Origin of the sequence: Bradyrhizobium sp. Gha, from assembly GCF_900113735.1 — a bacterium.
Classification (GTDB): domain Bacteria; phylum Pseudomonadota; class Alphaproteobacteria; order Rhizobiales; family Xanthobacteraceae; genus Bradyrhizobium.
The window spans coordinates 1-24,278 of the sequence record NZ_FOQM01000065.1 but is presented as its reverse complement, the minus strand read 5'-3'; the positions used below and the strand labels follow the sequence as shown (position 1 = coordinate 24,278).

Here is a 24,278-nt window from a genome sequence, read left to right as displayed (position 1 = left end):
CTTGGATGCCTCCGCCGAGGACATTGCCGGGCTCTATCGCCGGCGATGGGCCATCGAGTTGTTCTTTCGCTGGGTCAAGCAGACCCTCAAGATCACCCGCTTCGTGGGCACCTCCGAGAATGCCGTGCGAATCCAGATCTCCGTCGCCCTGATCGCCTTTCTGCTGCTGCGCCTGGCCCAGGCCGCCCAAAAAGCCGTTCAGAGCCCGCTCGTCTTCGCCAGGCTCGTCCGCACCAATCTCATGCACCGCAGATCGATCCAAAATCTGGACGCGCCCGAGCCAGTCCTTCAAGATCACAGACAGATGAGCCTCAGTCTATGCTAAGCGCTCAACCGGACAGCCGTGGGCTTGACCGGGGCATCCAGTACGCCGCAGCCTATCGATTCAATCACAACCGTCTCTGGAATACTGGATCGCCCGGTCCTAGTGCGCAATTGCGCACTGGCCGGGCGATGACGGCGTAGGGTATGGCTGGCGGCTCCTTGCCTAAACCGCCGTCGCCTTGGCGAACTCCACATAGATCTCGCGCAGCCGCCTGGCCATGGGGCCGGGCTTGCCGTCGCCAACCTTCTTGCCGTCGATCGCGACCACGGGCTGCACGAACAACGAGGCTGAGGTGGCGAAGGCTTCCTTGGCGGCCAGCGCTTCCTCGACCGTGAAAGAGCGTTCCTCGACGCGGAGCTGGCGCTCTTCGGCGAGAGCGACGACCGCCTTGCGGGTGCAGCCCGGCAGGATCGCATTGGAGTTCTTGCGGGTGACGATGACGTCATCCTTGGTGAGGATGAAGGCCGACGACGAGCCGCCTTCGGTGACATAACCGTCTTCCAGCATCCAGGCTTCGCCGGCGCCGGCTTCCGCCGCGGCCTGCTTTGCCAGCACTTGCGCCAGCAGCGCTACGCTCTTGATGTCACGGCGTTCCCAGCGGATGTCGGGCACGGTGATGACGTTGATGCCGGTCTTCGCAGATTCTGAGTTGATGATGTCCTTTTCGGAGGTGAACATCACCAGGCTCGATACGATTTCGCCCTTGGGGAAGGCGAAATCACGGCCCTTGTCGGCGCCGCGCGTGACCTGGAGATAGACGAGGCCGCTCACCAGCTTGTTGCGGGCAATCAGCTCCTTCTGCAGCTCGGTGATGCGCTCGACCGTCTCCGGCAACTTCAGCTTGATCTCGCCGACCGAACGCTCCAGCCGCGCCAGATGCGAGGCGTTGTCCACCAGCTTGCCGTCGAGCACGGCCGAAACCTCGTAGATGCCGTCGGCAAACAGAAAGCCGCGGTCGAGCACCGAGATTTTCGCGTCCGAAAGCGGGACGAATGAGCCGTTGACGTAGGCGATCGAGTCCAAGGCGGGTCTCCCGGGAGGAAGGGGGGTTGGCGCGCTTATACGCGAAATGAGCGGAGCAAGCACCCATGATTCGTCATTCCGGGGCATTCGCGTAGCGAATGAGCCCGGAATCTCGAGATTCCGGGTTCGATGCTTCGCATCGCCCCGGAATGACGGAGAAAGTCAGTGCGACAAGATCTTGGACAAGAACTTCTGTGCGCGGTCGCTGCGGGGCTTGCCGAAGAAGTCGTCCTTCAGCGCGTCCTCGACGATCTCGCCGCGGTCCATGAAGATCACGCGATTGGCGACCTTGCGGGCAAAGCCCATCTCGTGGGTCACGACCATCATGGTCATGCCTTCACGGGCGAGATCGACCATGACGTCGAGGACCTCGCTGATCATTTCAGGATCGAGCGCCGAGGTCGGCTCGTCGAACAGCATCGCGATCGGATCCATGGCGAGAGCGCGCGCAATGGCGACGCGCTGCTGCTGGCCGCCGGAGAGCTGCGCTGGAAATTTCTTCGCATGCTCCTTCAGGCCGACGCGATCGAGCAGGGCCATGCCTTTGGTCATCGCCTTGTCGTGCGCGCGGCCCAGCACCTTCTCCTGGGCCAGGCAGAGATTGTCGATGATTTTCAGATGCGGAAACAGCTCGAAATGCTGGAACACCATGCCGACGCGCGAACGCAGCTTCGGCAGATCGGTCTTGGGATCGTTGACCTTGATCCCGTCGATGCTGATGTCGCCCTTCTGGAACGGCTCCAGTGCGTTGACGCATTTGATGAGCGTCGACTTGCCCGAACCGGACGGGCCGCACACCACCACCACCTCGCCCTTGGCGACGCTGGTGGTGCAATCGGTCAGCACCTGGAAGGTCGGGCTGTACCATTTATCGACGTGGCTGATTTCGATCATGACGGGCCCTAGCGAAGGATGGCGATGCGCGACTGCAGGCGGCGGACGCCGTAGGACGCGATACAGGAAATGGTGAAGTAGACGACGGCAGCAAACAGATACATCTCGACCAGACGGCCATCACGCTGAGCTACCTTGCTGGCAGCGCCGAGGAAATCGGTGATCGACAGCACGTAGACCAGCGAGGTGTCCTGAAACAGCACGATGGTTTGCGTGATCAGCACCGGCAGCATGTTGCGGAACGCCTGCGGCAGCACGACGTAGCGCATGGTTTGCGCGTAAGTCAGGCCGAGCGCGCTGGCCGCAGCCGGCTGTCCCCGCGAGATCGACTGGATGCCGGCGCGCATGATCTCGGAGAAATAGGCGGCCTCGAACATGATGAAGGTGACGAGCGAGGACGCGAACGCACCGACGCTGATCGGCCGCGAGGCGCCGGTCAGCCACTGTCCGATATAGGGCACCAGGAAGTAGAACCAGAAGATCACCAGGACCAGCGGCAGCGAGCGCATGAAATCGACATAGAGGCCGGCGATCCGCCCGAGGATCTTGTAGCCCGACAGCCGCATCAGCGCGAGCGCCGTGCCGAAAACCAGGCCGCCAAGCGCGGACAGCGCCGTCAACAATATTGTGAAGCTCATGCCCTCATAGAACAAATAGGGCAGCGCGCGGATGATGACATTGAAATCGAAATTGCTGAACATCGCGCTATTTCCCCGTGATGTAGCCGGGGATCGCGACGTAGCGCTCGAGGAAGCGCATCGCGGTCACGACGACGGCGTTGACGAGGAGATACAGAAGCGTCGCGGCGGTGAAGGCCTCGAACACCTGGAACGAGAATTCCTGCATCGAGCGCGCCTGTCCGGTCAACTCGAGCAGGCCGATGGTGATGGCAACCGCCGTGTTCTTGATGGTGTTGAGGAACTCGGAGGTGAGCGGCGGCAAGATGATGCGAAACGCCATCGGCAACAACACGTAGCGATAGGCCTGCACCGTCGTCAGCCCGAGCGCAGTGGCGGCCATCTTCTGCCCGCGCGGCAGCGAGCCGATGCCGGCCTGCAATTGGACCGCGACGCGCGCCGACATGAAGAAGCCGATGCCGATCGCCGCGGTCCAGAACGGCGCATTCGGCAATTGCTTGAGCCAGAGGCCGGCCGACTTCGGCAGCAGCTCCGGCAGCACGAAGAACCACAGGAACAGCTGCACCAGCAGCGGCATGTTGCGGAAGAATTCGACGTAAGCGAAGCCGAACCAGGAGGCCGACCTCGACGGCAGCGTGCGCATCACGCCCACCACCGAGCCGGTGACGAGCGCGATGATCCAAGCCAGCGCCCCGGTTTCGAGAGTCAGCTCCAGTCCCGACAACAACAGGTCGAGATAGGTGCCGGTCCCCATCGGGTTCGGCTGGAAAAAAATTCCCCAGTTCCAATGGTAGTTCACGTGTCCCCCGCGCGAACGCGCCCTTCAGATGGTCGTTGGGCTTCCATGCAAATGTCCGACCACTTCTCTCCAGAAAGGCCGATGTCTTCCCTCTCCCCGCTTACGGAGAGAGGGTTAGGGTGAGGGGGCGCTCCGCGAGATAGTCGGACTCGTGGAAAGCCCCGTCACCCGGAATTCAAGCTGCGCTTGATGTCCGGCCTCTCCCCGCACGCGGGGAGAGGCAAACGGCATCTTACTTGTAGTCGTCCGGATTCGGCGAGTCCGAGGGCTTGGCGAACTCGTGCTTCAGCTCCTCCGACATCGGGGTGTTGAGGTTCAGCCCCTTCGGCGGGATCTTCTGCATGAACCACTTGTCGTAGATCTTCTCGCCCTCGCCGGAGGTGTAGAGCGCAGCGGTCGCCGCATCGACCACCTTCTTGAACGGCGCGTCATCCTTGCGCAGCATGATGCCGTAGGGCTCGGGCTTGGAGAACGCGTCCTTCGAGATGACGTAGTCGGACGGCGACTTCGAGCCGGCAACGAGGCTCGCGAGCAAGATGTCGTCCATGACGAAGGCGACCGCACGGTCGGTCTCCACCATCAGGAAGGCTTCGGCGTGGTCCTTGGCCGGGATGATGTTGGCGCCGAGCTTCTTCTCGACATTGGCTTCGGTCAGCTGCTTGATGTTGGTGGTGCCGGCGGTGGAGACCACCGTCTTGCCTTTGAGGTCGTCGATCGACTTCAGCCCGCTCGACTTCTTGAAGACGTAGCGGCTGGCGGTCAGGAAGTGGGTGTTGGTGAAGGCGACCTGCTTCTGGCGCTCGGCATTGTTGGTGGTCGAGCCGCATTCGAGGTCGATGGTGCCGTTCGCCATCAGCGGAATACGCGTCGCCGAGGTGACGGGATTGAGCTTCACCTCGAGCTTGTCGAGCTTGAGCTCCTTCTTCACGGCATCGACGATCTTGTAGCAGATGTCCATCGCGAACCCGACGGGCTTCTGGTTGTCGTCGAGATAGGAGAACGGGATCGAGGAGTCGCGGAAGCCGAGCGTGATGGCGCCGGTGTCCTTGATGTTCTTGAGCGTGCCGGTCAGCTCCTCGGCCCCTGCCTGGCTGACGGCGAAGGTCGCGGCGAGCGCGAGCCCGATGCTACGGAAATGTTTCACTTTTTTGTTCCCCTTTCAGGATGATGCGGCGAGATGCAAGCACAAATCAGGCCGGATTAGAATGTGACTTTCGGCTGGATGCCGGCTGAGACGAGTGGCCTGGGTAATTCGCCGAGATCCCAGAACAGCCCCGCCATCACCGTCAAGGCCTCTTCGGTCAATGGCAGCAGGATGTGCTCATTGGGCGCATGCTGGGAGCAGCCGGGATAGGAATGCGGGACCCAGATCGTCGGCAGACCCAGGACTTCGGAAAACACGTCGTTCGGCAGCGAGCCGCCGAAGTTTGGCAGCACCGCCGGTGCCTTGCCGGTGGTGTTCTGCACTGATTCAGCCGCCCATTTGATCCACGGGCTGTCGAAATCGGTGCGGGAGGCGGCAAAGCTCTGGGCCGCCCGCACCTCGACCATCGGAAAGCCCCTTGCGACGAGGTGCGCGCGGACGGCATCGATCAGGCCATCGACCTTGGTGCCCACCACGAAACGCAGTTGCAGCACGGCATTGGCATGGCCGGGAATGGCGTTGGCCGGCTTCTCGATGTTGCCCGAGGACATCGCCAGCACTTCCAACGTGTTCCAGGCATAGAGCCGCTCGGCCGCGGACAGGCCGTCCTCGCCCCAGTTCTCCGCAAGCTGTGGCTCGTCCTCCGTCGGGACGACCTGCACATCGGCTAGATAACTGCGGATCTGGTTGGTCAGTCGCGGCGGCTTCAGCGCCTCGAGCTGGAGCCGGCCGTGGCCGTCGACCAGCGTTGAAATCGCATTGACCAGGATGGTCGCAGGGTTGGCGAGCACGCCACCCCAATTGCCGGAATGATGGCCGCCGTCTCGCAGGTTTACATCGAGATGAATGCGGATGCCGCCGCGGCAGCCCAGGAACAGGGTCGGCCGATCCGCCGACAGCCGCGGCCCATCGGAGGCCATGAACAAATCGGCCTCGAGCGCGTCGCGGTTGAGGTCGCAGACCTTGGCAAGATCAGGCGAGCCGATCTCCTCGCCCATCTCGATGATGAATTTCGCATTGAAACCGAGCTTGCCGCCACGCGCCTGCCGCACCGCGCGGAGCGCGGCCATGTTGATGCTGTGCTGGCCCTTGTTGTCGGCGGTGCCGCGGCCATAGAGGCGAATGCCTGACGTCGTCGTGCGCCAGGGATCGCGGCCGTCGCGCCACTCGCCTTCCATGCCATCGACGACGTCGCCATGGCCGTAGACCAGCACGGTCGGGGCTGACGCATTCTCGTGATGCTCGGCAAACAGGAACGGCGACTTGCCGCTCGGGGATTCGACCAGACGGCTGGTGAAATCGAGCGCGGCGAAGGAGGGCATCATCTCCTGTTCCAGATAGGCGCGCAGCTCGGCGCCGCGCGACGGATTCTGGCTTTCGGTCTTGAAGCCGACGCGGCGGTCGAGTTCGGCGAGGAACGCACCGGATTTGAAGTCGTCCCGGGCGCGGGCGATGGCGTCGGCTCTGCTCATTCGTATCGCTTCAATGATGGAACGAGGCAACGTAGCGGACTACGCGGGCGCTCGAAAGTGGCGGGGACCGGCGATTTCTTTCTTGCCCTCTCGAGCCTGGCTTGCCAAGTGCAGATGTGCCGCCGATTTTGGCCTTGCCAAGCGCAAGTGATATGCAAGAACGTCGCCAGTTTCGGGCGCACGTTTATCATTCGAAGAGCGCTCAGTACAGGGCGCCGAGGGACCAGCATGGCCAAGCAGATCAGGCTCAACGCATTTGCGATGAATTGCGTCGCGCACCAGTCGCCGGGCCTGTGGACCCATCCGCGCGACCGCACCGCCGAATATAACCGCCTGCCCTACTGGATCGATCTCGCCAGGACGCTGGAACGGGGCCGTTTCGACGGCCTATTCCTGGCCGACGTGCTCGGCGTCTATGACGTCTATGGCAGCAGCCCTGACGCAGCCTTGCGCAATGCTGCACAGACGCCGTCGAACGAACCGCTGCTGCTGCTTTCGGCGATGGCGGCGGTGACGAAAAATCTCGGCTTCGGCGTCACCAGCAATCTCTCCTTCGAGCCGCCCTATCCGTTCGCCCGGCGGATGTCGACGCTCGATCATCTCACCGAGGGCCGGATCGGCTGGAACGTCGTCACCGGCTATCTCGACAGCGCCGCGCGCGGCGCCGGCAAGGACAAGCAGACCGGGCATGACGATCGCTACGACATCGCCGACGAATATATGGAGGTGGTCTACAAGCTCTGGGAAGGCAGCTGGGAGGATGATGCGGTGCTGCGCGATCGCAAGCGCGGCATCTTCACCGACCCCAGCAAGGTTCATCGCATCAACCATGAGAGTGCGAATTACCGCATCAACAACACCATCCATCTCAGTGAGCCATCGCCGCAGCGTACGCCGGTGCTCTATCAGGCCGGCACCTCGCCGCGCGGCCGGCAGTTCGCGGCCAAGCACGCCGAATGCGTGTTCATGTCGGGACCGTCAGCCAAGATCATTGCACCGCGCGTCGCTGCGATCCGCCAGGAGGCTGCCGCACTCGGCCGCAACCCGGCCGAGATCCTCATGTTCAACATGATGACGATCATCCTCGGCAACACCGAAGCCGAGGCTGCGGCGAAATATGCCGACTACCGATCGCATATCAATCCGGAAGGCGCGCTCGCCTTGATGTCGGGATGGACCGGCATCGACTTCTCCGGCTACGAGCTCGATCAGCAGGTCCGTCACGTCCAGAACGATGCGGGCCGCAGCGCACTGGACAACGTCACCCGCGGCGATCCCGACCGGGTCTGGACCGTGCGCGACGTCATCGAGCATGTCGGTATCGGCGGCGCCGGCCCGGTCGTGGTCGGCACGCCGGAAAGCGTCGCGGACAAGATCGAGGACTGGTTCGAAAAGACTGACGTCGACGGCCTCAACGTTGCCTTTGCGATCTCGCCGGGCGATTTCGAGGATATCTCGGACATGCTGGTGCCGGAGTTGACCAGGCGCGGGCGGTACAAGAAGGAATATGCACAGGGGACGCTGCGGGAGAAGCTGTTTGGTGGCGGCCGTGCAAGGCTGGATGCGCCGCATCCGGCGGCGGGGTATCGGGTGGGGACGAAGGGGTAGGCTCCCTCCACGTCATTGCGAGCCAATGGGTCCGCGCGAGGCGAGGCCCGATGACAGGCTCCGCGAAGCAATCCAGAAATGCGTCCGCAGAAGCAGTCTGGATTGCTCGTCGCAAGTGCTCCTCGCAATGACGGTCGATGGAGCCTCCCCTACACCTTCCCATCCACCATCACCTCGATCAGCTTCGTCCCTGACCGGCCAAAGGCCGAGGACAGCGTCGCCTTCAGCTCGCCGGGATCGCTGATCTTGATCGCCTCACAGCCCAGCGCCTTCGCGACACCGGCGAAATCCACGAGCGGATCGGCGAAATCCATGCCGACGTAATTATCGTCACCATGGAAGGCGAGCAGCCGCTGCTTGATGATGCGGTAGCCGCCGTTGTTGGCGATGACGACGTTGAGCGGCAGCTTGTGATGCGCCGCGGTCCACAGCGACTGGATCGAATACATCGCGCTGCCGTCGCCGGAGAAGCAAACCACGGGACGATCCGGGTTGGCGATGCTGGCGCCGACCGACGCCGGCAGGCCCCAGCCGATGCCGCCCGAGGCGAGGCCGTGATAGCCATAGCGGTCGCGATGCGGGCGCAGCGCCGTGACCTGGCGGCTGGAGGTGAGGCCTTCGTCGACGAGGATGGCATGGTCGGGCATCGCCTCGACCATTTGCAGCACGAGATAATCCGGATCGATTGGAGAGCGGCCCGCGCTCTTGCCGATCTGCTCGACCAGCGCCGCGCGGCGCGCGGTCCAGTTCTTCGGCGCAAGCTCGGCAAGGCGCTGCCCGGCGCGGCTCGCGAGCGTCGCACCGCCCATCTCTTTCAGCACCGGGATCAGCGCGCGCAGCGTTTCCTTCACATCCGCCTTCAACGCGATCTCGGCACCGTAGTTCTTGGCGATCTCCCAATCGACAAGGCCGATCTGCACGATGCCGAGTCCATCGGGCAGCGCATCCACCTCGCTATGGACGGACATGCGCAGCGGATCGCCGCCGAGCGCGATCAGGAGATCGTACGGCGCAAGCGTATCGCGCGCGACCTTCTGCACGCGTGCCAGCGTGCCGACGAAGCTCGGGCTCTCCGACAGGAAGTGCGAGCCATAGGGCGTCGAGGACTGGTAAGCGGCGGCCCCCAGCAGTTCGGCGAGCTCGGCGGCCTCCCTCAACGCATCGCTCTTGACCACCTCGTCCATGGTGACGATGACGGGGCGCTCGGCCTTCAGCAGGCGCGCGGCAAACGCCCGGAGCGCCTCGTCCGACGGTTTGGTGCGTGCATCGATACGGGTGGAGCGGCCGAGGTCGATGCCGGCCTCGCTGTTGAGGATGTCGCCGGGCAGCGAGATGAACACCGGCCCGGTCGGCGGCGTCATCGCGACCTTGGCGGCGCGGCGCACGATGCGCGGCAAGTCCTCGAGCCGCGTCACCTCGACCGCCCATTTCACCAGCGGCTCGGCCATGCGCACGAGCGGACCATAAAGCACCGGCTCCATCAGTCCGTGGCCCTGCTCCTGCTGCCCCGCGGTGAGGATCATCGGCGTACCCGTGAACTGCGCGTTGTAGAGCGAGCCCATCGCGTTGCCGAGGCCGGGCGCGACATGGACGTTGCAGGCCACGAGCTTTCCGGAGGCACGGCTATAGCCGTCCGCGATCGCCACCACCAGGCTCTCCTGCATCGCCATCACATAGGTGAGGTCAGGATGGTCCTTCAGCGCATGCATGATCGGCAGTTCGGTGGTCCCAGGATTGCCGAACAGATGCGTGATGCCTTCGTCCTTGAGCAGCGCGAGAAAGGCGGAGCGGCCCGTGATCTTGTTCTTCATGTTTCCTCCAGGAGCGGACGTTGCCGCAAGGACGGATAGCATGATGGCCGAAATTTCGGCGTGCGCGCAAGGAAGCGCGGTCATGGCTGTGTTGCGTGGGAGCCGCGCTACATCTCCTCCCGCCCCAGCGCAAGCGGATCCTCGCCACCCGCGCGCTTCTTCTTTTTCGAGCGCTGCCAGACCACGCCGGGAAAGCCCTTCAGCGGCACCAGCGGCTCGCCGGTATAGGCCCATTCCTGCAGCTCCTCGATCGCGATGTGATAGAGCGGCTGGCGCCCGGTGCGCTCCTTAAACAGCGCGCGAGGAATGTTGACCATGTGGGGACCGCGCGGGCGCTCATAGGCGATCGGCGTGCCGCAATGCGAGCAGAAGCTGCGCGCAGTCCTGGTCGCCTTGTCCTCGTAACGGGAGAGCGCGGTCTTGCCTGCTGTAATGCGAAAGCGCTTCTTCCAGCTGCCGACGTAGGTGGCGTAGGCGGCACCATGGGCGCGGCGGCTCGCCGAGGAGTGATCATGCCAAGCCCAGCGCGCGGGCACGTCGATCTCGAAGGTGACCTTGCCGCAGAGGCATTGGCCCGTGGCGGTTCCTGCGGCGACTGCGGCTTTGGCCATGTCTTTCTCCGTCGTCATTGCGAGCGCAGCGAAGCAGTCCAGACTGCCTCCGCTGAAAGACTCTGGATTGCTTCGCTGCGCTCGCAATGACGGAAATTGTGGTGGCGGTCGCGCCACAAATCAAGATCGTCATTCCGGGCGCGACGATGTCGCCCCGGAATGACGCGGAGAGACCTACGCCGGCGTCAGCTCGTCATAGGCAGGATAATCCGTATACCCCTTCTCCTCGCCGCCATAGAACGTCGCGCGGTTATATGGCGCAATCGGGCAATCGTGCTCGAGACGCCGCGGCAGATCGGGATTGGAGATGAAGATCCGGCCGAACGCGACGATGTCGGCATGGCCCTCGGCGATCGCCGCGTTCGCGGTATCGCCGGTAAAACCACCCGCCGTCATCAGCACGCCACTGTAGTGTGGACGGAACAGCACCATGGCGGAGGGCACGTTTTCCCAATGGACGTCGGCGCGGCCCGCGCCGCTCGAGCGCGGCTCGATGAAATGCAGATAAGCGAGACCGAGCTTGTCGAGCGCTCTCACCACGTGGGTGTAGAGCGGCATCGGATGAGGCTCGGCGGAATCATTGGCGATGCCGTGCGGCGACAGCCGCACGCCGACGCGGTTCGCGCCCCAGACGTCGATTGCGGCCTGCGTCACTTCAATTAGCAGGCGCGTGCGGTTCTCGATCGAGCCGCCATATTGATCGGTGCGCTGATTGCTGCGCGACTGCAGGAACTGCTCGAGCAGATAGCCGTTGGCGCCGTGGATCTCGACGCCGTCGAAGCCGGCGGCGAGCGCGTTCTTCGCGCCCTGCCGGAAGGCCTCGACGATGCCCTTGACCTCGCCGGTCTCCAGCGCGCGTGGCGTCTCGTAGTCGGCGAGCTTGCCGTCGGCGGTCATCGCCTTCATGCCTTCGGCCTTGATCGGAATCGCGGACGCCGACACAGGCATTGCGCCGCCATGATAGGAGGAATGCGAGGCGCGGCCGACATGCCAGAGCTGGAGAAAGATGATGCCGCCCTTGGCATGCACGGCATCGACGACCTTGCGCCAGCCGGACACTTGCGCCTCCGAATAGATGCCCGGTGTCGCCGGGTTGCCGCGTCCTTGTGAAAGGACCGGCGACGCCTCGGCGATGATGAGGCCACCTTCCGTCGCGCGCTGGCCGTAATATTCGGCGTTGAGCGGCCGTGGAGCAAAACTGTCGCGCTCCGCCCGCATCCGGGTCAGCGGCGCCATCGCGACGCGATGTGCAAGCTTGTACGGACCGACCTGCAACGGTCTAAACAACGCCTCGAATTTCATGGGAGCCCCGGATATCTCGGAAAGGATGCGGATCATATAGCGAGGGGCGGTCACCGGAAAAGGCGCCGCCCCATGAAAACCGGATATTCCCTCGCGCGGCACGCGGGAGAGAACAGCCTTACGCCGTCTTGATCCAGACGGCCTTCACGTTGAGATATTCCTCGACGTGCTGCTTGCCGGACTCGCGGCCATAGCCGCTCATCTTGTAGCCGCCGAACGGCACGGCCGGGTCCATCGCCTGGTAGCAATTCACCCACACCGAACCGGCGCGCAGGCGCTTCGCGACCGCATGCGCCTTGCTGACGTCACGCGTCCACAGGCCGGAGCCGAGGCCGAACGTGGTGTTGTTGGCACGCTTGACCAGCTCGTCCATGTCCTTGAACGCGATCGCGGAGATGACGGGACCGAAAATCTCCTCCTGCGCGATCCGCATGTTGTCCTGGACGCCGGCGAACACCGTCGGCGAGACGAAGAAACCTTTCGCGAGCGCGCCTTCGGTGACGCGGCCGCCGCCGGCAAGCGCGCGTGCGCCCTCCTTCTGGCCGACGTCGAGATAGCCGGTGACGCGCTCGAGCTGCTGCTCGGAGACCAGCGGGCCGATCTGCACGTTGGGATCGAGGCCGTTGCCGACCTGCAGCTTCTTGCCGAACTCGGCCACGCGGCCGACGAATTCCTCGTAGATTGCCTGCTCGACGAACAGGCGCGTGCCGGCGCTGCAGATCTGGCCCGAATTGGCAAACACCGCCATCGCCGCACCCGGGACCGCCGCATCGAGATCGGCATCCGCGAACACGATATCAGGCGACTTGCCGCCGAGCTCGAGCGACACGCGCTTGAGATTGCCGGCGGAGGCGCGAATGATCGACTGGCCCGTGACATGCGAGCCGGTGAAGGCGACCTTGTCGACATCATGATGCGAGGCCAGCGCGGCACCCGCGGTTTCGCCATAGCCGGGCACGACGTTGATGACACCAGGCGGAACGCCGGCTTCCATCGCGAGCTCGGCGATGCGCAGCGAGGTCAGCGGCGCCTCTTCGGCCGGCTTGAGCACCACGGTGCAGCCGGTCGCGATCGCCGGGCCAATCTTCCAGATCGTCGCGGTGAGCGGCCCGTTCCAGGGGATGATGGCGCCGACGACACCGATCGGCTCCTTCAGCGTGTAGGAGAATATCTCGCCGGGCAGCGAGTTCTCGATCGTCTCGCCGTGAATCGCCGTGGTCTGGCCGGCGTAATAGCGCAGCATGCCGACGGCGCGCAGGCGATAGGCCCGGGTGCGGCTGAGCGGCGCGCCCATGTCGAGCGTGTCGAGCTGCGACAATTCATCGAAATTCTTCTCGACGAGGTCGGCGAGCCTGAGCAGCAGGTTCTGCCGCTCGAACGGCTTGATCTTGCTCCAGGGGCCTTCGAAGGCGCGGCGGGCGGCGGCGACCGCACGATCGATGTCTTCCTTGTCGCCCTCCGCGACGGTTGCGAGCAGCTCGCCAGTGGCGGGGTTATGAGTCTCGAAACGCTTGCCGGAAACAGCATCCACCCACTTCCCGTCGATCAGCATCTGCTTGTAGGACCCGTTGGCGAACGGATGGCGCGTGATCGGAATAGCCTGCGACACAGCCATGGCTGCACTCCCTGTTCAGGTGATTATTGCTTGCGATCTGTGCGGGATCGTTAAGTCGAGGAGGATACAGGGGCGCCGGAAACGCGTAAAGTCGGCGTGGAACCAAGCCCTGCCATGCCGATTTGTGCAGGGTCGCGCGAATGCCGTGTTACAGCTCGACCAAGATCCACTCCTGGAGAACAGCCATGCCACATCCCGTCATCGCCGAGGGCAACGTCGCCGTCGTCACCGGCGGCGCATCCGGCATCGGTCTCGCCGCGGCAACGGCCTTTGCGCGCGCCGGGATGAAGGTGTGCATCGCCGATGTCGACGAGACCAGGCTGGCCGAAGCCGCAACAAGACTGTCATCGATTGCGGGCGCGGCACAGGTGATGACATCAGTGACCGACGTCAGCCGGGTCGACAGCGTGACGGAACTGGAACGCGCCGTGGGCGCTCATTTCGGCGGCACCGACCTTTTGATGAACAATGCCGGCATCCAGCCGGGTAGCACGCTGTTCGAAGAGCCTGACAGTTGGCAGCGGATCATCGGCGTCAACATGTGGGGCATCATCAACGTCGCGCGCATCTTCGCGCCCAACATGATTGCGCGCGGCAGGCCCGGCCTGATCGTCAACACCGGCTCCAAGCAGGGCATCACCACCCCACCCGGCGATCCCGCCTACAACGTCTCCAAGGCTGGCGTAAAGGCTTTTACGGAAGCGCTCCAGCACGAGCTGCGCAACACGAAAGGCTGCCACGTCACCGCGCATCTGCTGATCCCCGGCTTCGTGTTCACCGGCCTTACCGCCAAGGGCCGCACCGAAAAGCCTGACAGCGCGTGGACGCCGGAGCAAACGGTGGATTTCATGATTGCGCGGCTTGAGGCCGGCGATTTCTACATCCTGTGCCCCGACAACGACGTGCCGCGCGCACTCGACGAGAAGCGCATGCTGTGGGCCGCCGGCGATATCGTCGAAAACCGCCCACCGCTGTCGCGCTGGCATCCGGACTATGCGGAGGCGTTCGCGAATTTCGTGAACGAGGACTAGGCGAGACGCCTACAGCGTCTCTTGCTGGTGCCCACAATTCTTGCAGGCGAACTTGACCCGGCTCTGGCCCTTTTCCGCCTGGACCCGGTTTGGCGCGCCGCATTTGCCGCAGACCGCCTCAATACGGGTGGTGCCCTGCTTTACGACGACGGTCTTCTTTTCCATCGATTCGCGGATCAGGCGCTCGGCCTCTTCACGCAGGGATTGTTTCGACAAAGCTCGTCTCCGCCTTTGAAAGCGCGAGAGCCATATCGCACTTGCGTTGGAATCTCAATGCATGATCAGTCATTCCCGGGGCGATGCGCAGCATCGAACCCGGAATCTCGAGATTCCGGATTCATTCGCTGCGCGAATGCCCCGGAATGACGGCATGTGATGTCAGGCATCGACAATCACATAGGAGTCTTCGACATGGACCGGAAACGTCTCAGCGACATACGGCCCCTTCTGCAAATCCTCGCCGCGTTCCACCGCAACCGGATATGACCGAATCTTGAACCGCTTCGGGTCGAACCAGGACTGGCCGTTGCGCATGTCGAACTCCCAACCGTGCCAGGGGCAGCGCAGCATCTCGCCGACGCGTGATCGCTCATACACGCCGGGCTCCGACGAAGTCAGCCGCGCCACGCAAGCCGCTTTCTCCAGCGGCGCGCCCTCGTGCGGACAGCGGTTCAACAGCGCGAAGAACTCGCCGTTGACGTGGAACACGACGATATCGCGCCCGTCGACCTCGACGACCTTGTTGCCGCCGGGCGGAATCTCGGAGGTGGTGGCGACGATGTGACGGGCCATACCAATCTCAGAACTTGTAGACCGCGCGGGCATTGGTGCTGAAGATCTTCTTCCGCTCGGCCTCGGTCAGCGGCGTCTTGAAGGCGAAACGCGGATCGTCGAAATCCCAGTGTGGATAGTCCGACGAGAACAGCAGACGATCGATGCCGACCCACTCGATCAGCGAGCGCAGATGTCGCGCCTCGTCGGGCTCGTCGATCGGCTGGGTCGTGAACCAGAAGTGATCACGGACATACTCCGACGGCCTGCGCTTGAGATGCGGCACCTCGCTGCGGAAGCGCTCGAAATGTTGGTCCATGCGCCACACCGCCGAGGGAATCCAGCCGAAGCCGCCCTCGATGAAGACGATCTTCAGCTTCGGAAACCGTTCCGGCACGCCCTCGATCACGAGGCTCGCAAGTTGAGCTGCGATGGTGTGCGCGTTCGACTGATGCTCCTCGACATAATAAGACGGCCAGCCGCCGCCGGTCGGCGCATGGCCGCCATAGCCGCCGACATGGATGCCGAGCGGCAGGTCGAGTGCCTGCGCACGCTCGTAGATCGGCCAGTAGCGGCGGCGGCCGAGCGGCTCGTTGGCGCGCGGCGAGACGTTGATCTGGATGTATTCGCCCGTTTTGGCGCAACGCTCGATCTCGTCGATGGCGAGGTCCACCCCGTCCTGCCCGACCAGGATCGAGGCCTTCAGGCGCGGATCGCGGTGCGACCAGAACGCCAGTTGCCAGTCGTTGATGGCGCGCTGGATCGCGGCGCCGAATTCCAGGTTCTGCTGCGAGAAGATGAAGAGATCGAGCACTTGCAAGATGCCGAACTCGACATCGAGCGGATCGAGATGCTGCTTCTGCATGAACGCGAGATCGGAGCCCGGCGGCCCGCCGGTCGGCGGCCAGGCATCGCGGCGCGCGATCAGCGGCGATGACCGCGGATAGGGTGTGGTGAAAAGATAGGGCGTGCGCAGATGGCTGCCATACTCCCTCAAGTGCTGCTGCCATCTCTTCGGCAGGAACGCGTTGAGGTCCTCGAACGAATGCAGGCTCGGATGCACGTCGCAATCGACAATGCGCAGCTTTGATGCGGCGGGCTTCTCGTCGTCACGCAACGGACGGTCGATGATTTCACTCATACGAACCTCCTGAACTAATTGAGCTTCAACCGCGGAAATGTCTCCAGCGGATTGTCGACGCACATCTTCGAGATGATGCTCTTCGGCAGGTTCGGCGGGATGGGATCGTCACCGTCGAATTGCCAGTGCGGATAGTCGGACGCGAACAGGAACATTTTTTCGGAGCCGATCTGGTCGATGATCTCCTCGACGCTCCGGGCATCCCCGGGCGCATCGAACGGCTGCATGGTGACGCGAAAATGGTCGCGGATGATCGCGGCGGGTTCGCGCTCGACCCAGGGCACCTCGACGCGGACGCCGCGCCAGGTCTTGTTGGCGCGCCACATGAAGGCCGGCAGCCAGCTCACGCCCGATTCCATGAGCACGACCTTGAGATCTGGGAACTTGCCGAACACGCCCTCATAGATCAGGCTCAGGATCTGGGCCTGAAACGCCTGCGCCTCGACGAAATAGTATTCGTAGCGGTGCGATGGCCAGCCGGCCGAGCTCGGCGCCTGCCGATACTGCGTGCCGGCGTGGATCGCGAGCGGCAGCTTGTATTTCTCCGCGAGCCGATAGACCGGCCAGAAATGCCGCCGGCCCAGCAACGTCTCGCCCTGCGCCAGCACCAGGATGGAGACGAAGCGACTATCGCTGGCGCGGCGCTCGATCTCCGCGATCGTGAGATCCGGATCCTGCATCGGGACCACGATCGAGGCCCGCAGCCGCGGATCGCGCGACAGCCATTCCGCGGCGATCCAGTCGTTGATGGCCTTGCAGAAGTCGGCCGCCATGTAGGCGTCGAACACGGCCTGCGCGCCGTAGAGCACGTTGACGATGGCGTGGCTGGCGCCGAGTTGCTCGAACGCGCCCTTCTGCACCATGACGAGATCAGAGCCTGGCTTGGCGCCATTGGCGGGTCGCCAGTCGGCACGGCCCGACAGCGGCATGCTCGGCGGATAGGAGGTGAGATCGAGCCCGTCGATCGCGCGGCTCACCACCTGCTCTTTCCAGTGATCGCTGAGATAGGGAAACAGTGTCGTGCGCGTGCCACCAACCGCCGGATGGATGTCGCAGTCGATCCGCGTCACCGCCATGGATGCTTCCTCGCGTCATCTTATTGGCGGCGTTCTTTGCGCACCGCCTGCTCAGAGTGCCCCTGCCCGCGCTGATGCGCAAGGGTGCACGCCCGCGTGATCCGTCATGGCTCGTTTGCATTTCGCAGGCGGGAACAGAGGCTCGGTGGCTCTCGCGGCGGAGCAATGCTCCGCCGATCCCCCTTATCGGTTAAGCCAACTTCTCAAGCGGCCTTGGAAACCTCCATCAGCAGCCGCTCAGCCTTGGCGTCTTCGATGCGGTTCACGAGGCGGCCGCTCTCGTGGTTGTCACGCACGGTCTTGGTCAAGGTGACGCAGGTCTGGATCAGCATCACGATGCCCATGCTGAGATAGCCCTTCATCCAGAGGTCGATCGGCAGGAAGAAGACGCCGATGGCGACAAGGAAGGCGGAAGCTGCGAAAGAGGCGTAACTAAAGGTCACCCAGGCGCTGCTGTGGGGTTGGCCGTTCTGGTTCATGGTCGTCTCCTGCTGGTTCTGATGATGAGTGGGTTTGAGATCAGGCAGTCGCTGGGCGCTTGGACTTGAGCCGCGCCAGGACGTCGTCCGCGTTTGGCTTGATCCGGGGGCCAAAGCCCTGCTCGGCGAGTTTCTCGGCAGAGGCGAGCGGGCCGGTGGCCGCATCGAGCTCGGTTAGCGCATCGTCGGCTGCCTGAGCCTCGATCTGCCGCTCGCGCAGACGCCGCAGCGTGCTCTCGGCTTCAGGCAACGTCGACTCGTAAGGGCGCGCCGTCTCGATGCCGCCGCGACGAAGCGAGCGCACCGCTTCGGAAGCGCGGGCGACACGGCGGCCGCGATCGAGTTCGGTGATCCGGGCCTGCGCGCTCGCGACATGGCGCTTCAATCGGGCAATCTCGGTTGCGAACAGTGCACGCGCCGTCAGCGCCGCGTCACGGTCGGCCTCAAGGCCCGCAATGGCCTCGGCGGCCTCCTTGGCGAGATCCTCGCGGCCACCATCGAGCGCGGCAACCGCGCGGGTCTCGAGATCGGCGATGCGGGCGATGGTCGCCTCGAGCCTGCGGCCCTCCTGTTGATCCTGCGCGATCGCCAGCGCCAGCGTTCGCTTGCTGCGCTCGACGGCCGCGGCCGCATCGCGCATCTGCTGGTCGAGGATCAGCAGGGCCGTGCGGTCCTCCAGCTCCTCGCCCGCGGCGGCGACGCTGCCGCGGAAAAGTGTAACGACGGTCTTGAACATTGGCTGCTCCCTGTTATGAGCATTGCTCACAAATGCTTTGTAACACATCTTGAGCGCCGCTCAAGAAAAAAAATGAGCAACGCTCAAGAAATTTGATCGCATATGACTAAGGCCTTGCAACGTCGAGAGAAACTTCGCGCCGACCTGATCCTGGCGGCGGAGCGGATGATCGCGAGTCGCGGATTGGCGGGCCTGAAAACCCGCGATCTCGCCCGCGAAATCGGATGCGCGAATGGTGCAGTCTACAATCTCGTCGCTGACGTCGACGAGCTGATCCTGCGGGTCGGCTCCCGCACCCTGCATCGACTGGACGACGCGCTCAGCGCCGCGGAAGAAGCCGGTGAGCCCTCGCCGCAGGAGAGGCTGGTCGGCATTGCCATCGCCTATTGCGATTTCGCCGCGGAAAATCTCGAGCTCTGGCGCGCGCTGTTCGAGCACCGTATGGAGGCCGACAAGATCGTTCCCGACTGGTCGATCCACGACCAGATGCGGCTGTTCCGGCACATCTATGCGCCGCTCGCCGCGCTGTTTCCCAAACGTAGCCCCGAGGAGCTCGGCATCACCGCCCGTAGCCTGTTCTCGGCGGTGCATGGCATGGTGGTGCTCGGACTGGAGCAGAAGCTGGTCGCCGTGCCGCTGCCAGCGCTGCGCAAGGAAATCGCGGGCCTGGTGCGCGCGATGATCGATGGACTGATCGCGCGGGCTGCGTAGAGGCGAGAGCGCGCCGCGAGCGGCGGCTGACTAAAATTTCGCCTGTCGCATCGCGACCAGGACGCTTAGCCTCCGCTTCCTCGTGTCCTCTCCCCCTCTCCTCTCGGAGCTCCCATGACCCTCCTCATCCGCGGCGGCACCGTCGTCAATCACGATCATTCGCGCCGTGCGGACGTGCTGATCGAGGGCGGCAGCATCGTCGCGGTCGGCGCGTCGATCCCGGCTCCAACGGGTGCGGAGATCATCGACGCCGGCGGCGCCTACGTAATTCCAGGCGGCATCGATCCGCACACCCATCTCGAAATGCCGTTCATGGGCACCGTCACCGCCGATGATTTCGAATCCGGCACGAAGGCGGCGCTGGCGGGCGGCACCACCATGGTGGTGGATTTCTGCCTGCCCGATCCGGGCCAGTCGATGCTCGCGGCGTATCAGGAATGGCGACACAAATCCGAGAAGGCGGCTTCCGACTACGGCTTCCACATGGCGGTGACGTCATGGTCCAAGCAGATCTATGACGAGATGGAGACGGTGGTCAAAACCTACGGCATCAACACCTTCAAGCATTTCATGGCCTACAAGGGCGCGCTGATGGTGAACGACGACGAGCTCTACAACTCGTTCGCGCGCTGCGCCCATCTCGGCGCGATGCCGGTGGTGCACGCCGAAAACGGCGATGTCGTCGCGCTGATGCAGGAGGCGCTGATCGCGCGTGGCGTCACCGGCCCCGAGGGCCATGCCTATTCGCGGCCGCCGGAGGTCGAGGGCGAAGCCACCAACCGCGCCATCATGATCGCCGACATGACAGGCACGCCTGTCTATATCGTGCACACCAGTTGCCGTGAGGCGCATGAGGCCATCGCGCGGGCGCGGGCTGCGGGAAAACGCGTCTATGGCGAGCCGCTGATCCAGCACCTGCTGCTTGATGACCGCGAATATCAGAACAAGGACTGGGATCATTCGGCGCAGCGCGTGATGTCGCCGCCGTTCCGGGACAAGTCGCATCAGGATAGCCTGTGGGCCGGCCTTCAATCCGGCTCGCTGCAAGTGGTCGCGACCGATCACTGCGCCTTCACCACCGAGCAGAAGCGCTTTGGTCTCGGCGACTTCAGGAAGATTCCCAACGGTACCGGCGGCCTCGAAGATCGCCTGGCCTTGCTGTGGACCGCCGGCGTCGCCACGGGGCGACTGACGAAGGAGGAATTCGTTGCGGTGACCTCGGCGAACATCGCGCGGATCCTGAACATCTATCCGCGCAAGGGCGCGGTCGCGGTCGGCTCGGATGCCGATCTCGTGGTGTGGGATCCCAAGGCGACGAAGACCATCAGCGCGAAGCGACAAATGAGCCGGATCGACTACAACGTGTTCGAGGGCTTCGCCTGCACCGGTGGCGCCGCTGCGACACTCTCGCGTGGTCGCATCGTGTGGAAGGACGGCGATCTGCGTGCCGAGGCGGGCGATGGGCACTATGTCGAGCGCCCGGCATTCTCGCCGGTGCATATCGCCAACTCGACCTGGAAAGAGCTGACCGCCCCGCGCGGGGTGGCCCGCGGAGCGGTGACGCCTTAAGGATCGCACCCCTTCTCGACCGGAAACGAAAGTTCTGCGATCGAGCTCGGCAATCTCCGCGCGTTCCCGACCCGGCCGACCTCGGTGTTCAACCGCGAGCAGCTGATGCGGGCGGCCTATCAGCGCAACATCGAGGTCTCCGATCGCACCATCGTCAGCCACATCCGCAATATCCGCGCCAAGCTTGCCGCGCTGTCCTGCGAAAACGTCATCGAGACCATCCAGGCGTCGGCTCGAGTTCGGCCGCTGCGAGAAAGAGGCATGCGACGCGCCGCGACCAGGGCGGCACCGGAATGGGGCTCGCGATCGCAGGTGCGGTGATGGCGAGCCACGGCGGCTCGATCAGGCTCGAGCCCTCCGAGGAGGGCGTGGCCTTCGAGCTTCAGTTTCCTGCGCCTAGATCGCAAACACCCAGGCGGCGACAATGGTGCCGATGGTGACGAGACCAGCGATGGTCCAGCCGGCGGCATATTCCAACTCAGGATGACCGGTCGCCCGCATGATCTCTGCCGGGTCGGCGGTACGCTTCTCTGCCATGACAGCCTCGCGCTTTACTCCAGCGTCTATGGATAAGTCGCACCAGCCGCCAGCAGGTTCCATCACGGACGCGCGAACGGCAAAAAGTCCTGAGCAAGCTGAGCTGCACGATCGACCCAATGCCATCGGGCGGAAGGACGGCAGCGGCGCCGGCTGCACGCCCAGCCGGCGGATTAAAGCAAAGGACAGGCCAGGGTGCCGTGAAATCGCCGCAAGACCGACCAACAAGAGAAACCAACAAAATAATGTGGCAAATTGAAAAGACAGGCCAAACCGGCGCGCCAATTTTACCAATTTGAAGTGCGTCAGGCCCGGCAACCCCATGATGAAGAATTGTCTCGTATTTTTGCTCCTCCTGACCGTGACCGCGGCTTCTGCGCATGGCCTTTTGCCGGTGCGGCCACCGTCCGATCTTGTCCTGACAGGCCTCACCGATAGCGACACCATTGCCGGCGGCGTCGCGCGGCTGTGCGAGCAGGTCACCTTCGCGCGCGGCCTGCGCTATGGCGACAGCGAGGCCAATGTGCTCGACGTCGCGACCAGCGAGGCCACCAAGGCGGACACGCCGCGGCCGGTGCTGCTGTTCGTGGCGGGCGACACCTTCACCGGCGACCGCGGCGCGCCGGAGCTGTCCCGCGACATCCAGGACGCTGCGATGTGCTTCGCCGCGCGCAACGGCATGATCGGGGTGCGCGTGAATTATCGCCTGGCGCCGGCGGCGACCTGGCCGATGGGAGCGACCGACGTGGCAGCGGCGCTGTCGTGGATCCACGGCAATGTCGATCTGTTCAACGGCGATGCCCGCGAGATCGTCGCAGTCGGCTATGGCGCCGGCGCCTTCCATGTCGCGAGCCTCTTGGCGCATCCCGAGTTGCAGGCCGACCGCGCCGATCTCGCTGCCGTGGTGCTGGTCTCCGGCATCTACCGCGCCGGTAAGGATGCCAGCGACAGCGAGAAGGCCTATTTCGGCGCTGATCCCGCTCAATATGACAAGCGGTCGGTATTTCCCGGTATTCTCAATGTCGAGGAGCCGATCTTGCTGGCCTGGGCCGCCAACGATCCCGCGCATCTCGTTGCACAAGGCGAGACGCTGAAGAAAACGCTCTGCGGCGCCGGCCACTGCCCGCGCACCAAGCTGCTGCGCAGCCACGACGGCATCGCCGCGGCGTTCGGTTTGGACGGCTCCGGCGACAGCCTCGCGGAGCCGACGCTGCTGCTGGTGCACCAGTTGGAGGCGCGCGGGCTGCCGTAGCTCGACGATTAATCGCACCGTTTGCTGGGCTACCCCTCTCCCCCGTCCTCCCCCACAAGGGGGGAGGGAGCGCAGTGGCCCGTGCGGCAAGATGTGCGCTCATCGCTTGCGTTTTGAATCGAGCTATTCGCCAAGCAAAAGGTACGTTCCCTCCCCCCTTGTGGGGGAGGGTTAGGGAGAGGGGTACCACACCGCGACTCTCTCGACAGCGCGTCAACACGTCTGCCGCTTCCTTGGGGGTGCCACAGGATTGCCAAACGCTTGACGTAGATCAAATTGCCTTGGTGCAGAACGAGCCGACTTCGTTGGGGGCCAACGGCGAGGTGTCGAGCATGCGCGTCACCGGCAGACTGTTGTTCGTTTTGATCGCCGCGCTCGCTTCGCTGGGGGCGATGTCGCAGCAGCGTTCAGAGCAACCCGGCTCCGATCCCGATTCCGACAAGGACATCCGCATCGGCAACATCGTGCCTTATTCGGGGCCGCTGTCGGAGTTCGGCGCGATCGGCAAGTCGGAGGCCGCCTATTTCGACATGATCAACGATCGCGGCGGCATCAACGGCCGCAAGATCCGCTTCATCAGCCGCGACGACAATTCCGATCCCGCGACAGCGCTGCAGTTGACCCGCGACCTCGTCGAGAAGGACAACGTCCAGCTGATGTTCGGCTCATTCGGCACACCAGGCAATCTTGCCACGCGCCGGTACCTGAACGAGAGAAAGATCCCGCAGCTGTTCGTCGCCTCCGGCGACGAGGAGCTGAGCCAGGCCAGGGCGTTTCCCTGGACCATGGGCTGGCAACCGCCCTACCGGTCGGAGGGACGCATCTACGCCAATTACATCCAGGCCTATTATCCCCGGAAGAAGATCGTCGTTCTCTGGCAGAACGACCAGTTCGGCCGGATGCTCTACAAGGGCATCCAGGAGGGGCTCGGCGACCTGAACCGCCAGGTGCTGGTCGACGTCGCCTTCGATATCACCGACGAGCATCTCGAGGGGCACGTCTCGATCCTCAAGCGCGCGGATGCGGATATCTTCGTCTTTCTCGGTGTGCCCTCGACCGCGGCCAAGGTGATCCAGCTGGCGGCGTCGCTGCACTGGCACCCGGTCTTCATCGTCAACGACGCCTCCGCCTCGATCGCCAACGCGATGGCGCCCGCGGGCCTGGAGAATTCCGCCGGGGTGATCTCGGCGGCCTTCCTGAAGGATCCGAGCGATCCCGCCTGGAAGGACGATCCGGCCATGAAGGACTGGTTCGCCTTCATGGACAAGTTCTATCAGGTCGAGAGCGCCAACAGCAGCGCGGCATTGTACGGCTATGCCGCGGCCGAGACACTGACGCAGGTTCTGAAGCAATGCGGTGACGACTTCTCACGCGAGAACATCATGCGCCAGGCGGCGTCGCTGCGGAATTATCACCCATCGGTGGCGCTGCCCAACATCAGGATGAACACGTCGCCGGACAGCTATCTGCCGATCAAGCAGATGAGGCTGGTACAATTTGATGGGCGCTCGTGGCAGCCGTTCGGGGCGGTGATCGAGACGGCGTTCACGGAAGGCGCGGCAAGGTGAGGTGTCTCGTCATGGCCGGGCTTGTGCCGGCCATCCACGCCTTTCCGCGCCGACGAAAGAACGCGGATGCCCGGGACGAGCCCACGGCTGTCCGGTTTAGATTTTGTGGACAAGGCGCATGGCGTTGATTCTAGTCGGTTCTGGACGTCTGCAAGCGTTCCGGGA

General features: G+C 63.8%; 24 protein-coding genes and 2 pseudogenes. 9 read left to right on the top strand and 17 right to left on the bottom strand.

Annotated elements, in window-relative coordinates; all coding sequences use genetic code 11:
• On the top strand, positions 1–325 hold a 325-nt coding region (locus BM222_RS38455; RefSeq protein ID WP_502691001.1), incomplete at its 5' end, for a transposase.
• A 162-nt stretch (positions 326–487) separates the two neighbouring features.
• Here BM222_RS38455 and BM222_RS38450 read toward each other — a convergent pair.
• The 6 genes from BM222_RS38450 to BM222_RS38425 form a co-directional block, all read right to left on the bottom strand.
• Positions 488–1,348 carry a D-amino-acid transaminase gene (locus BM222_RS38450; RefSeq protein ID WP_092239824.1) on the bottom strand — a complete coding sequence of 287 codons (861 nt, stop codon included), beginning with the start codon at positions 1,346–1,348 and terminating at the stop codon, positions 488–490.
• 162 nt (positions 1,349–1,510) lie between these two features.
• Positions 1,511–2,242: an amino acid ABC transporter ATP-binding protein gene (locus tag BM222_RS38445; protein ID WP_092239823.1), complete on the bottom strand. Its 732-nt coding sequence runs from the start codon at positions 2,240–2,242 to the stop codon at positions 1,511–1,513.
• Between the two features lie 8 nt (positions 2,243–2,250).
• Entirely contained in the window at positions 2,251–2,943 is a 693-nt protein-coding gene (locus BM222_RS38440) for an amino acid ABC transporter permease (protein ID WP_092239822.1), read from the bottom strand.
• A gap of 4 nt (positions 2,944–2,947) precedes the next feature.
• On the bottom strand, positions 2,948–3,679 hold the full coding sequence (locus tag BM222_RS38435; RefSeq protein ID WP_092239821.1) for an amino acid ABC transporter permease: 732 nt from the start codon (positions 3,677–3,679) through the stop codon (positions 2,948–2,950).
• 232 nt (positions 3,680–3,911) lie between these two features.
• The gene (locus tag BM222_RS38430; RefSeq protein ID WP_092239820.1) at positions 3,912–4,823 is read right to left on the bottom strand and encodes an amino acid ABC transporter substrate-binding protein; all 912 of its coding nucleotides are present in this window, start codon (positions 4,821–4,823) and stop codon (positions 3,912–3,914) included.
• Between the two features lie 56 nt (positions 4,824–4,879).
• Positions 4,880–6,295, bottom strand: coding sequence for a M20 family metallopeptidase (locus BM222_RS38425; RefSeq protein WP_092239819.1), 1,416 nt, complete (start codon positions 6,293–6,295; stop codon positions 4,880–4,882).
• Positions 6,296–6,523: 228 nt separating this feature from the next.
• Between BM222_RS38425 and BM222_RS38420 the strand changes: the two genes are divergently transcribed.
• Positions 6,524–7,903, top strand: coding sequence for an LLM class flavin-dependent oxidoreductase (locus BM222_RS38420; protein ID WP_092239818.1), 1,380 nt, complete (start codon positions 6,524–6,526; stop codon positions 7,901–7,903).
• A 149-nt stretch (positions 7,904–8,052) separates the two neighbouring features.
• Here the strand turns inward: BM222_RS38420 and BM222_RS38415 are convergent, their stop codons facing one another.
• The 4 genes from BM222_RS38415 to BM222_RS38400 form a co-directional block, all read right to left on the bottom strand.
• Positions 8,053–9,714 (bottom strand): thiamine pyrophosphate-binding protein, encoded by a 1,662-nt coding sequence (locus BM222_RS38415; protein ID WP_092239817.1) that lies wholly within the window; start codon positions 9,712–9,714, stop codon positions 8,053–8,055.
• Positions 9,715–9,821: 107 nt separating this feature from the next.
• Positions 9,822–10,325 carry a GFA family protein gene (locus tag BM222_RS38410; RefSeq protein ID WP_092239828.1) on the bottom strand — a complete coding sequence of 168 codons (504 nt, stop codon included), beginning with the start codon at positions 10,323–10,325 and terminating at the stop codon, positions 9,822–9,824.
• Positions 10,326–10,499: 174 nt separating this feature from the next.
• The gene (locus BM222_RS38405) at positions 10,500–11,627 is read right to left on the bottom strand and encodes an alkene reductase (protein ID WP_092239816.1); all 1,128 of its coding nucleotides are present in this window, start codon (positions 11,625–11,627) and stop codon (positions 10,500–10,502) included.
• A 118-nt stretch (positions 11,628–11,745) separates the two neighbouring features.
• Positions 11,746–13,242, bottom strand: a complete 1,497-nt coding sequence (locus BM222_RS38400; protein ID WP_092239815.1) for an aldehyde dehydrogenase family protein — start codon at positions 13,240–13,242, stop codon at positions 11,746–11,748.
• Positions 13,243–13,427: 185 nt separating this feature from the next.
• Here BM222_RS38400 and BM222_RS38395 point away from each other — a divergent pair, with 185 nt between their 5' ends.
• Positions 13,428–14,273 carry an SDR family NAD(P)-dependent oxidoreductase gene (locus BM222_RS38395; RefSeq protein WP_092239814.1) on the top strand — a complete coding sequence of 282 codons (846 nt, stop codon included), beginning with the start codon at positions 13,428–13,430 and terminating at the stop codon, positions 14,271–14,273.
• Between the two features lie 9 nt (positions 14,274–14,282).
• Here the strand turns inward: BM222_RS38395 and BM222_RS38390 are convergent, their stop codons facing one another.
• From BM222_RS38390 to BM222_RS38365, 6 genes are all read right to left on the bottom strand, one after another.
• Complete coding sequence (locus tag BM222_RS38390) at positions 14,283–14,489, bottom strand: hypothetical protein (RefSeq protein ID WP_092239813.1); 207 nt, start codon at positions 14,487–14,489, stop codon at positions 14,283–14,285.
• 162 nt (positions 14,490–14,651) lie between these two features.
• A complete protein-coding gene (locus tag BM222_RS38385) occupies positions 14,652–15,065 on the bottom strand; it encodes a Rieske (2Fe-2S) protein (protein WP_177243733.1) in 414 nt (137 codons plus the stop codon).
• A 7-nt stretch (positions 15,066–15,072) separates the two neighbouring features.
• Positions 15,073–16,185: an amidohydrolase family protein gene (locus tag BM222_RS38380; RefSeq protein WP_177243732.1), complete on the bottom strand. Its 1,113-nt coding sequence runs from the start codon at positions 16,183–16,185 to the stop codon at positions 15,073–15,075.
• A 14-nt stretch (positions 16,186–16,199) separates the two neighbouring features.
• A complete protein-coding gene (locus BM222_RS38375; RefSeq protein WP_092239811.1) occupies positions 16,200–17,261 on the bottom strand; it encodes an amidohydrolase family protein in 1,062 nt (353 codons plus the stop codon).
• A 203-nt stretch (positions 17,262–17,464) separates the two neighbouring features.
• Entirely contained in the window at positions 17,465–17,740 is a 276-nt protein-coding gene (locus BM222_RS38370) for a YiaA/YiaB family inner membrane protein (protein WP_092239810.1), read from the bottom strand.
• Between the two features lie 40 nt (positions 17,741–17,780).
• Positions 17,781–18,476, bottom strand: a complete 696-nt coding sequence (locus BM222_RS38365) for a PspA/IM30 family protein (RefSeq protein ID WP_092239809.1) — start codon at positions 18,474–18,476, stop codon at positions 17,781–17,783.
• A gap of 102 nt (positions 18,477–18,578) precedes the next feature.
• Here BM222_RS38365 and BM222_RS38360 point away from each other — a divergent pair, with 102 nt between their 5' ends.
• From BM222_RS38360 to BM222_RS42695, 4 genes and pseudogenes are all read left to right on the top strand, one after another.
• Entirely contained in the window at positions 18,579–19,187 is a 609-nt protein-coding gene (locus BM222_RS38360; RefSeq protein WP_092239808.1) for a TetR/AcrR family transcriptional regulator, read from the top strand.
• 114 nt (positions 19,188–19,301) lie between these two features.
• A complete protein-coding gene (hydA, locus tag BM222_RS38355; RefSeq protein ID WP_092239807.1) occupies positions 19,302–20,756 on the top strand; it encodes a dihydropyrimidinase in 1,455 nt (484 codons plus the stop codon).
• A 33-nt stretch (positions 20,757–20,789) separates the two neighbouring features.
• Positions 20,790–21,018, top strand: a pseudogene (locus tag BM222_RS38350) (winged helix-turn-helix domain-containing protein); the annotation flags it as partial.
• A 4-nt stretch (positions 21,019–21,022) separates the two neighbouring features.
• A pseudogene (locus BM222_RS42695) lies at positions 21,023–21,196 on the top strand (ATP-binding protein); the annotation flags it as partial.
• Here BM222_RS42695 and BM222_RS40720 read toward each other — a convergent pair.
• Positions 21,153–21,617 carry a hypothetical protein gene (locus tag BM222_RS40720; protein WP_143106194.1) on the bottom strand — a complete coding sequence of 155 codons (465 nt, stop codon included), beginning with the start codon at positions 21,615–21,617 and terminating at the stop codon, positions 21,153–21,155. The pseudogene BM222_RS42695 and the gene BM222_RS40720 sit on opposite strands and share 44 nt — an antisense overlap.
• 1 nt (position 21,618) lies before the next feature.
• Between BM222_RS40720 and BM222_RS38345 the strand changes: the two genes are divergently transcribed.
• Positions 21,619–22,545, top strand: coding sequence for an alpha/beta hydrolase (locus BM222_RS38345; protein ID WP_092239826.1), 927 nt, complete (start codon positions 21,619–21,621; stop codon positions 22,543–22,545).
• A gap of 332 nt (positions 22,546–22,877) precedes the next feature.
• The gene (locus BM222_RS38340) at positions 22,878–24,113 is read left to right on the top strand and encodes an ABC transporter substrate-binding protein (protein WP_177243731.1); all 1,236 of its coding nucleotides are present in this window, start codon (positions 22,878–22,880) and stop codon (positions 24,111–24,113) included.
• Positions 24,114–24,278: the final 165 nt, after the last annotated feature.

Excerpts from the sequence above, each read along its gene's own strand:
- BM222_RS38445 (WP_092239823.1), bottom strand. The coding sequence starts at position 2,242 with ATGATCGAAATCAGCCACGTCGATAAATGGTACAGCCCGACCTTCCAG.
- BM222_RS38440 (WP_092239822.1), bottom strand. The coding sequence starts at position 2,943 with ATGTTCAGCAATTTCGATTTCAATGTCATCATCCGCGCGCTGCCCTAT.
- BM222_RS38425 (WP_092239819.1), bottom strand. The coding sequence starts at position 6,295 with ATGAGCAGAGCCGACGCCATCGCCCGCGCCCGGGACGACTTCAAATCC.
- BM222_RS38420 (WP_092239818.1), top strand. The coding sequence starts at position 6,524 with ATGGCCAAGCAGATCAGGCTCAACGCATTTGCGATGAATTGCGTCGCG.
- BM222_RS38415 (WP_092239817.1), bottom strand. The coding sequence starts at position 9,714 with ATGAAGAACAAGATCACGGGCCGCTCCGCCTTTCTCGCGCTGCTCAAG.
- BM222_RS38410 (WP_092239828.1), bottom strand. The coding sequence starts at position 10,325 with ATGGCCAAAGCCGCAGTCGCCGCAGGAACCGCCACGGGCCAATGCCTC.
- BM222_RS38405 (WP_092239816.1), bottom strand. The coding sequence starts at position 11,627 with ATGAAATTCGAGGCGTTGTTTAGACCGTTGCAGGTCGGTCCGTACAAG.
- BM222_RS38400 (WP_092239815.1), bottom strand. The coding sequence starts at position 13,242 with ATGGCTGTGTCGCAGGCTATTCCGATCACGCGCCATCCGTTCGCCAAC.
- BM222_RS38395 (WP_092239814.1), top strand. The coding sequence starts at position 13,428 with ATGCCACATCCCGTCATCGCCGAGGGCAACGTCGCCGTCGTCACCGGC.
- BM222_RS38385 (WP_177243733.1), bottom strand. The coding sequence starts at position 15,065 with ATGGCCCGTCACATCGTCGCCACCACCTCCGAGATTCCGCCCGGCGGC.
- BM222_RS38380 (WP_177243732.1), bottom strand. The coding sequence starts at position 16,185 with ATGAGTGAAATCATCGACCGTCCGTTGCGTGACGACGAGAAGCCCGCC.
- BM222_RS38375 (WP_092239811.1), bottom strand. The coding sequence starts at position 17,261 with ATGGCGGTGACGCGGATCGACTGCGACATCCATCCGGCGGTTGGTGGC.
- BM222_RS38370 (WP_092239810.1), bottom strand. The coding sequence starts at position 17,740 with ATGAACCAGAACGGCCAACCCCACAGCAGCGCCTGGGTGACCTTTAGT.
- BM222_RS38365 (WP_092239809.1), bottom strand. The coding sequence starts at position 18,476 with ATGTTCAAGACCGTCGTTACACTTTTCCGCGGCAGCGTCGCCGCCGCG.
- BM222_RS38360 (WP_092239808.1), top strand. The coding sequence starts at position 18,579 with ATGACTAAGGCCTTGCAACGTCGAGAGAAACTTCGCGCCGACCTGATC.
- hydA (WP_092239807.1), top strand. The coding sequence starts at position 19,302 with ATGACCCTCCTCATCCGCGGCGGCACCGTCGTCAATCACGATCATTCG.
- BM222_RS40720 (WP_143106194.1), bottom strand. The coding sequence starts at position 21,617 with ATGGGGTTGCCGGGCCTGACGCACTTCAAATTGGTAAAATTGGCGCGC.
- BM222_RS38345 (WP_092239826.1), top strand. The coding sequence starts at position 21,619 with ATGAAGAATTGTCTCGTATTTTTGCTCCTCCTGACCGTGACCGCGGCT.
- BM222_RS38340 (WP_177243731.1), top strand. The coding sequence starts at position 22,878 with ATGCGCGTCACCGGCAGACTGTTGTTCGTTTTGATCGCCGCGCTCGCT.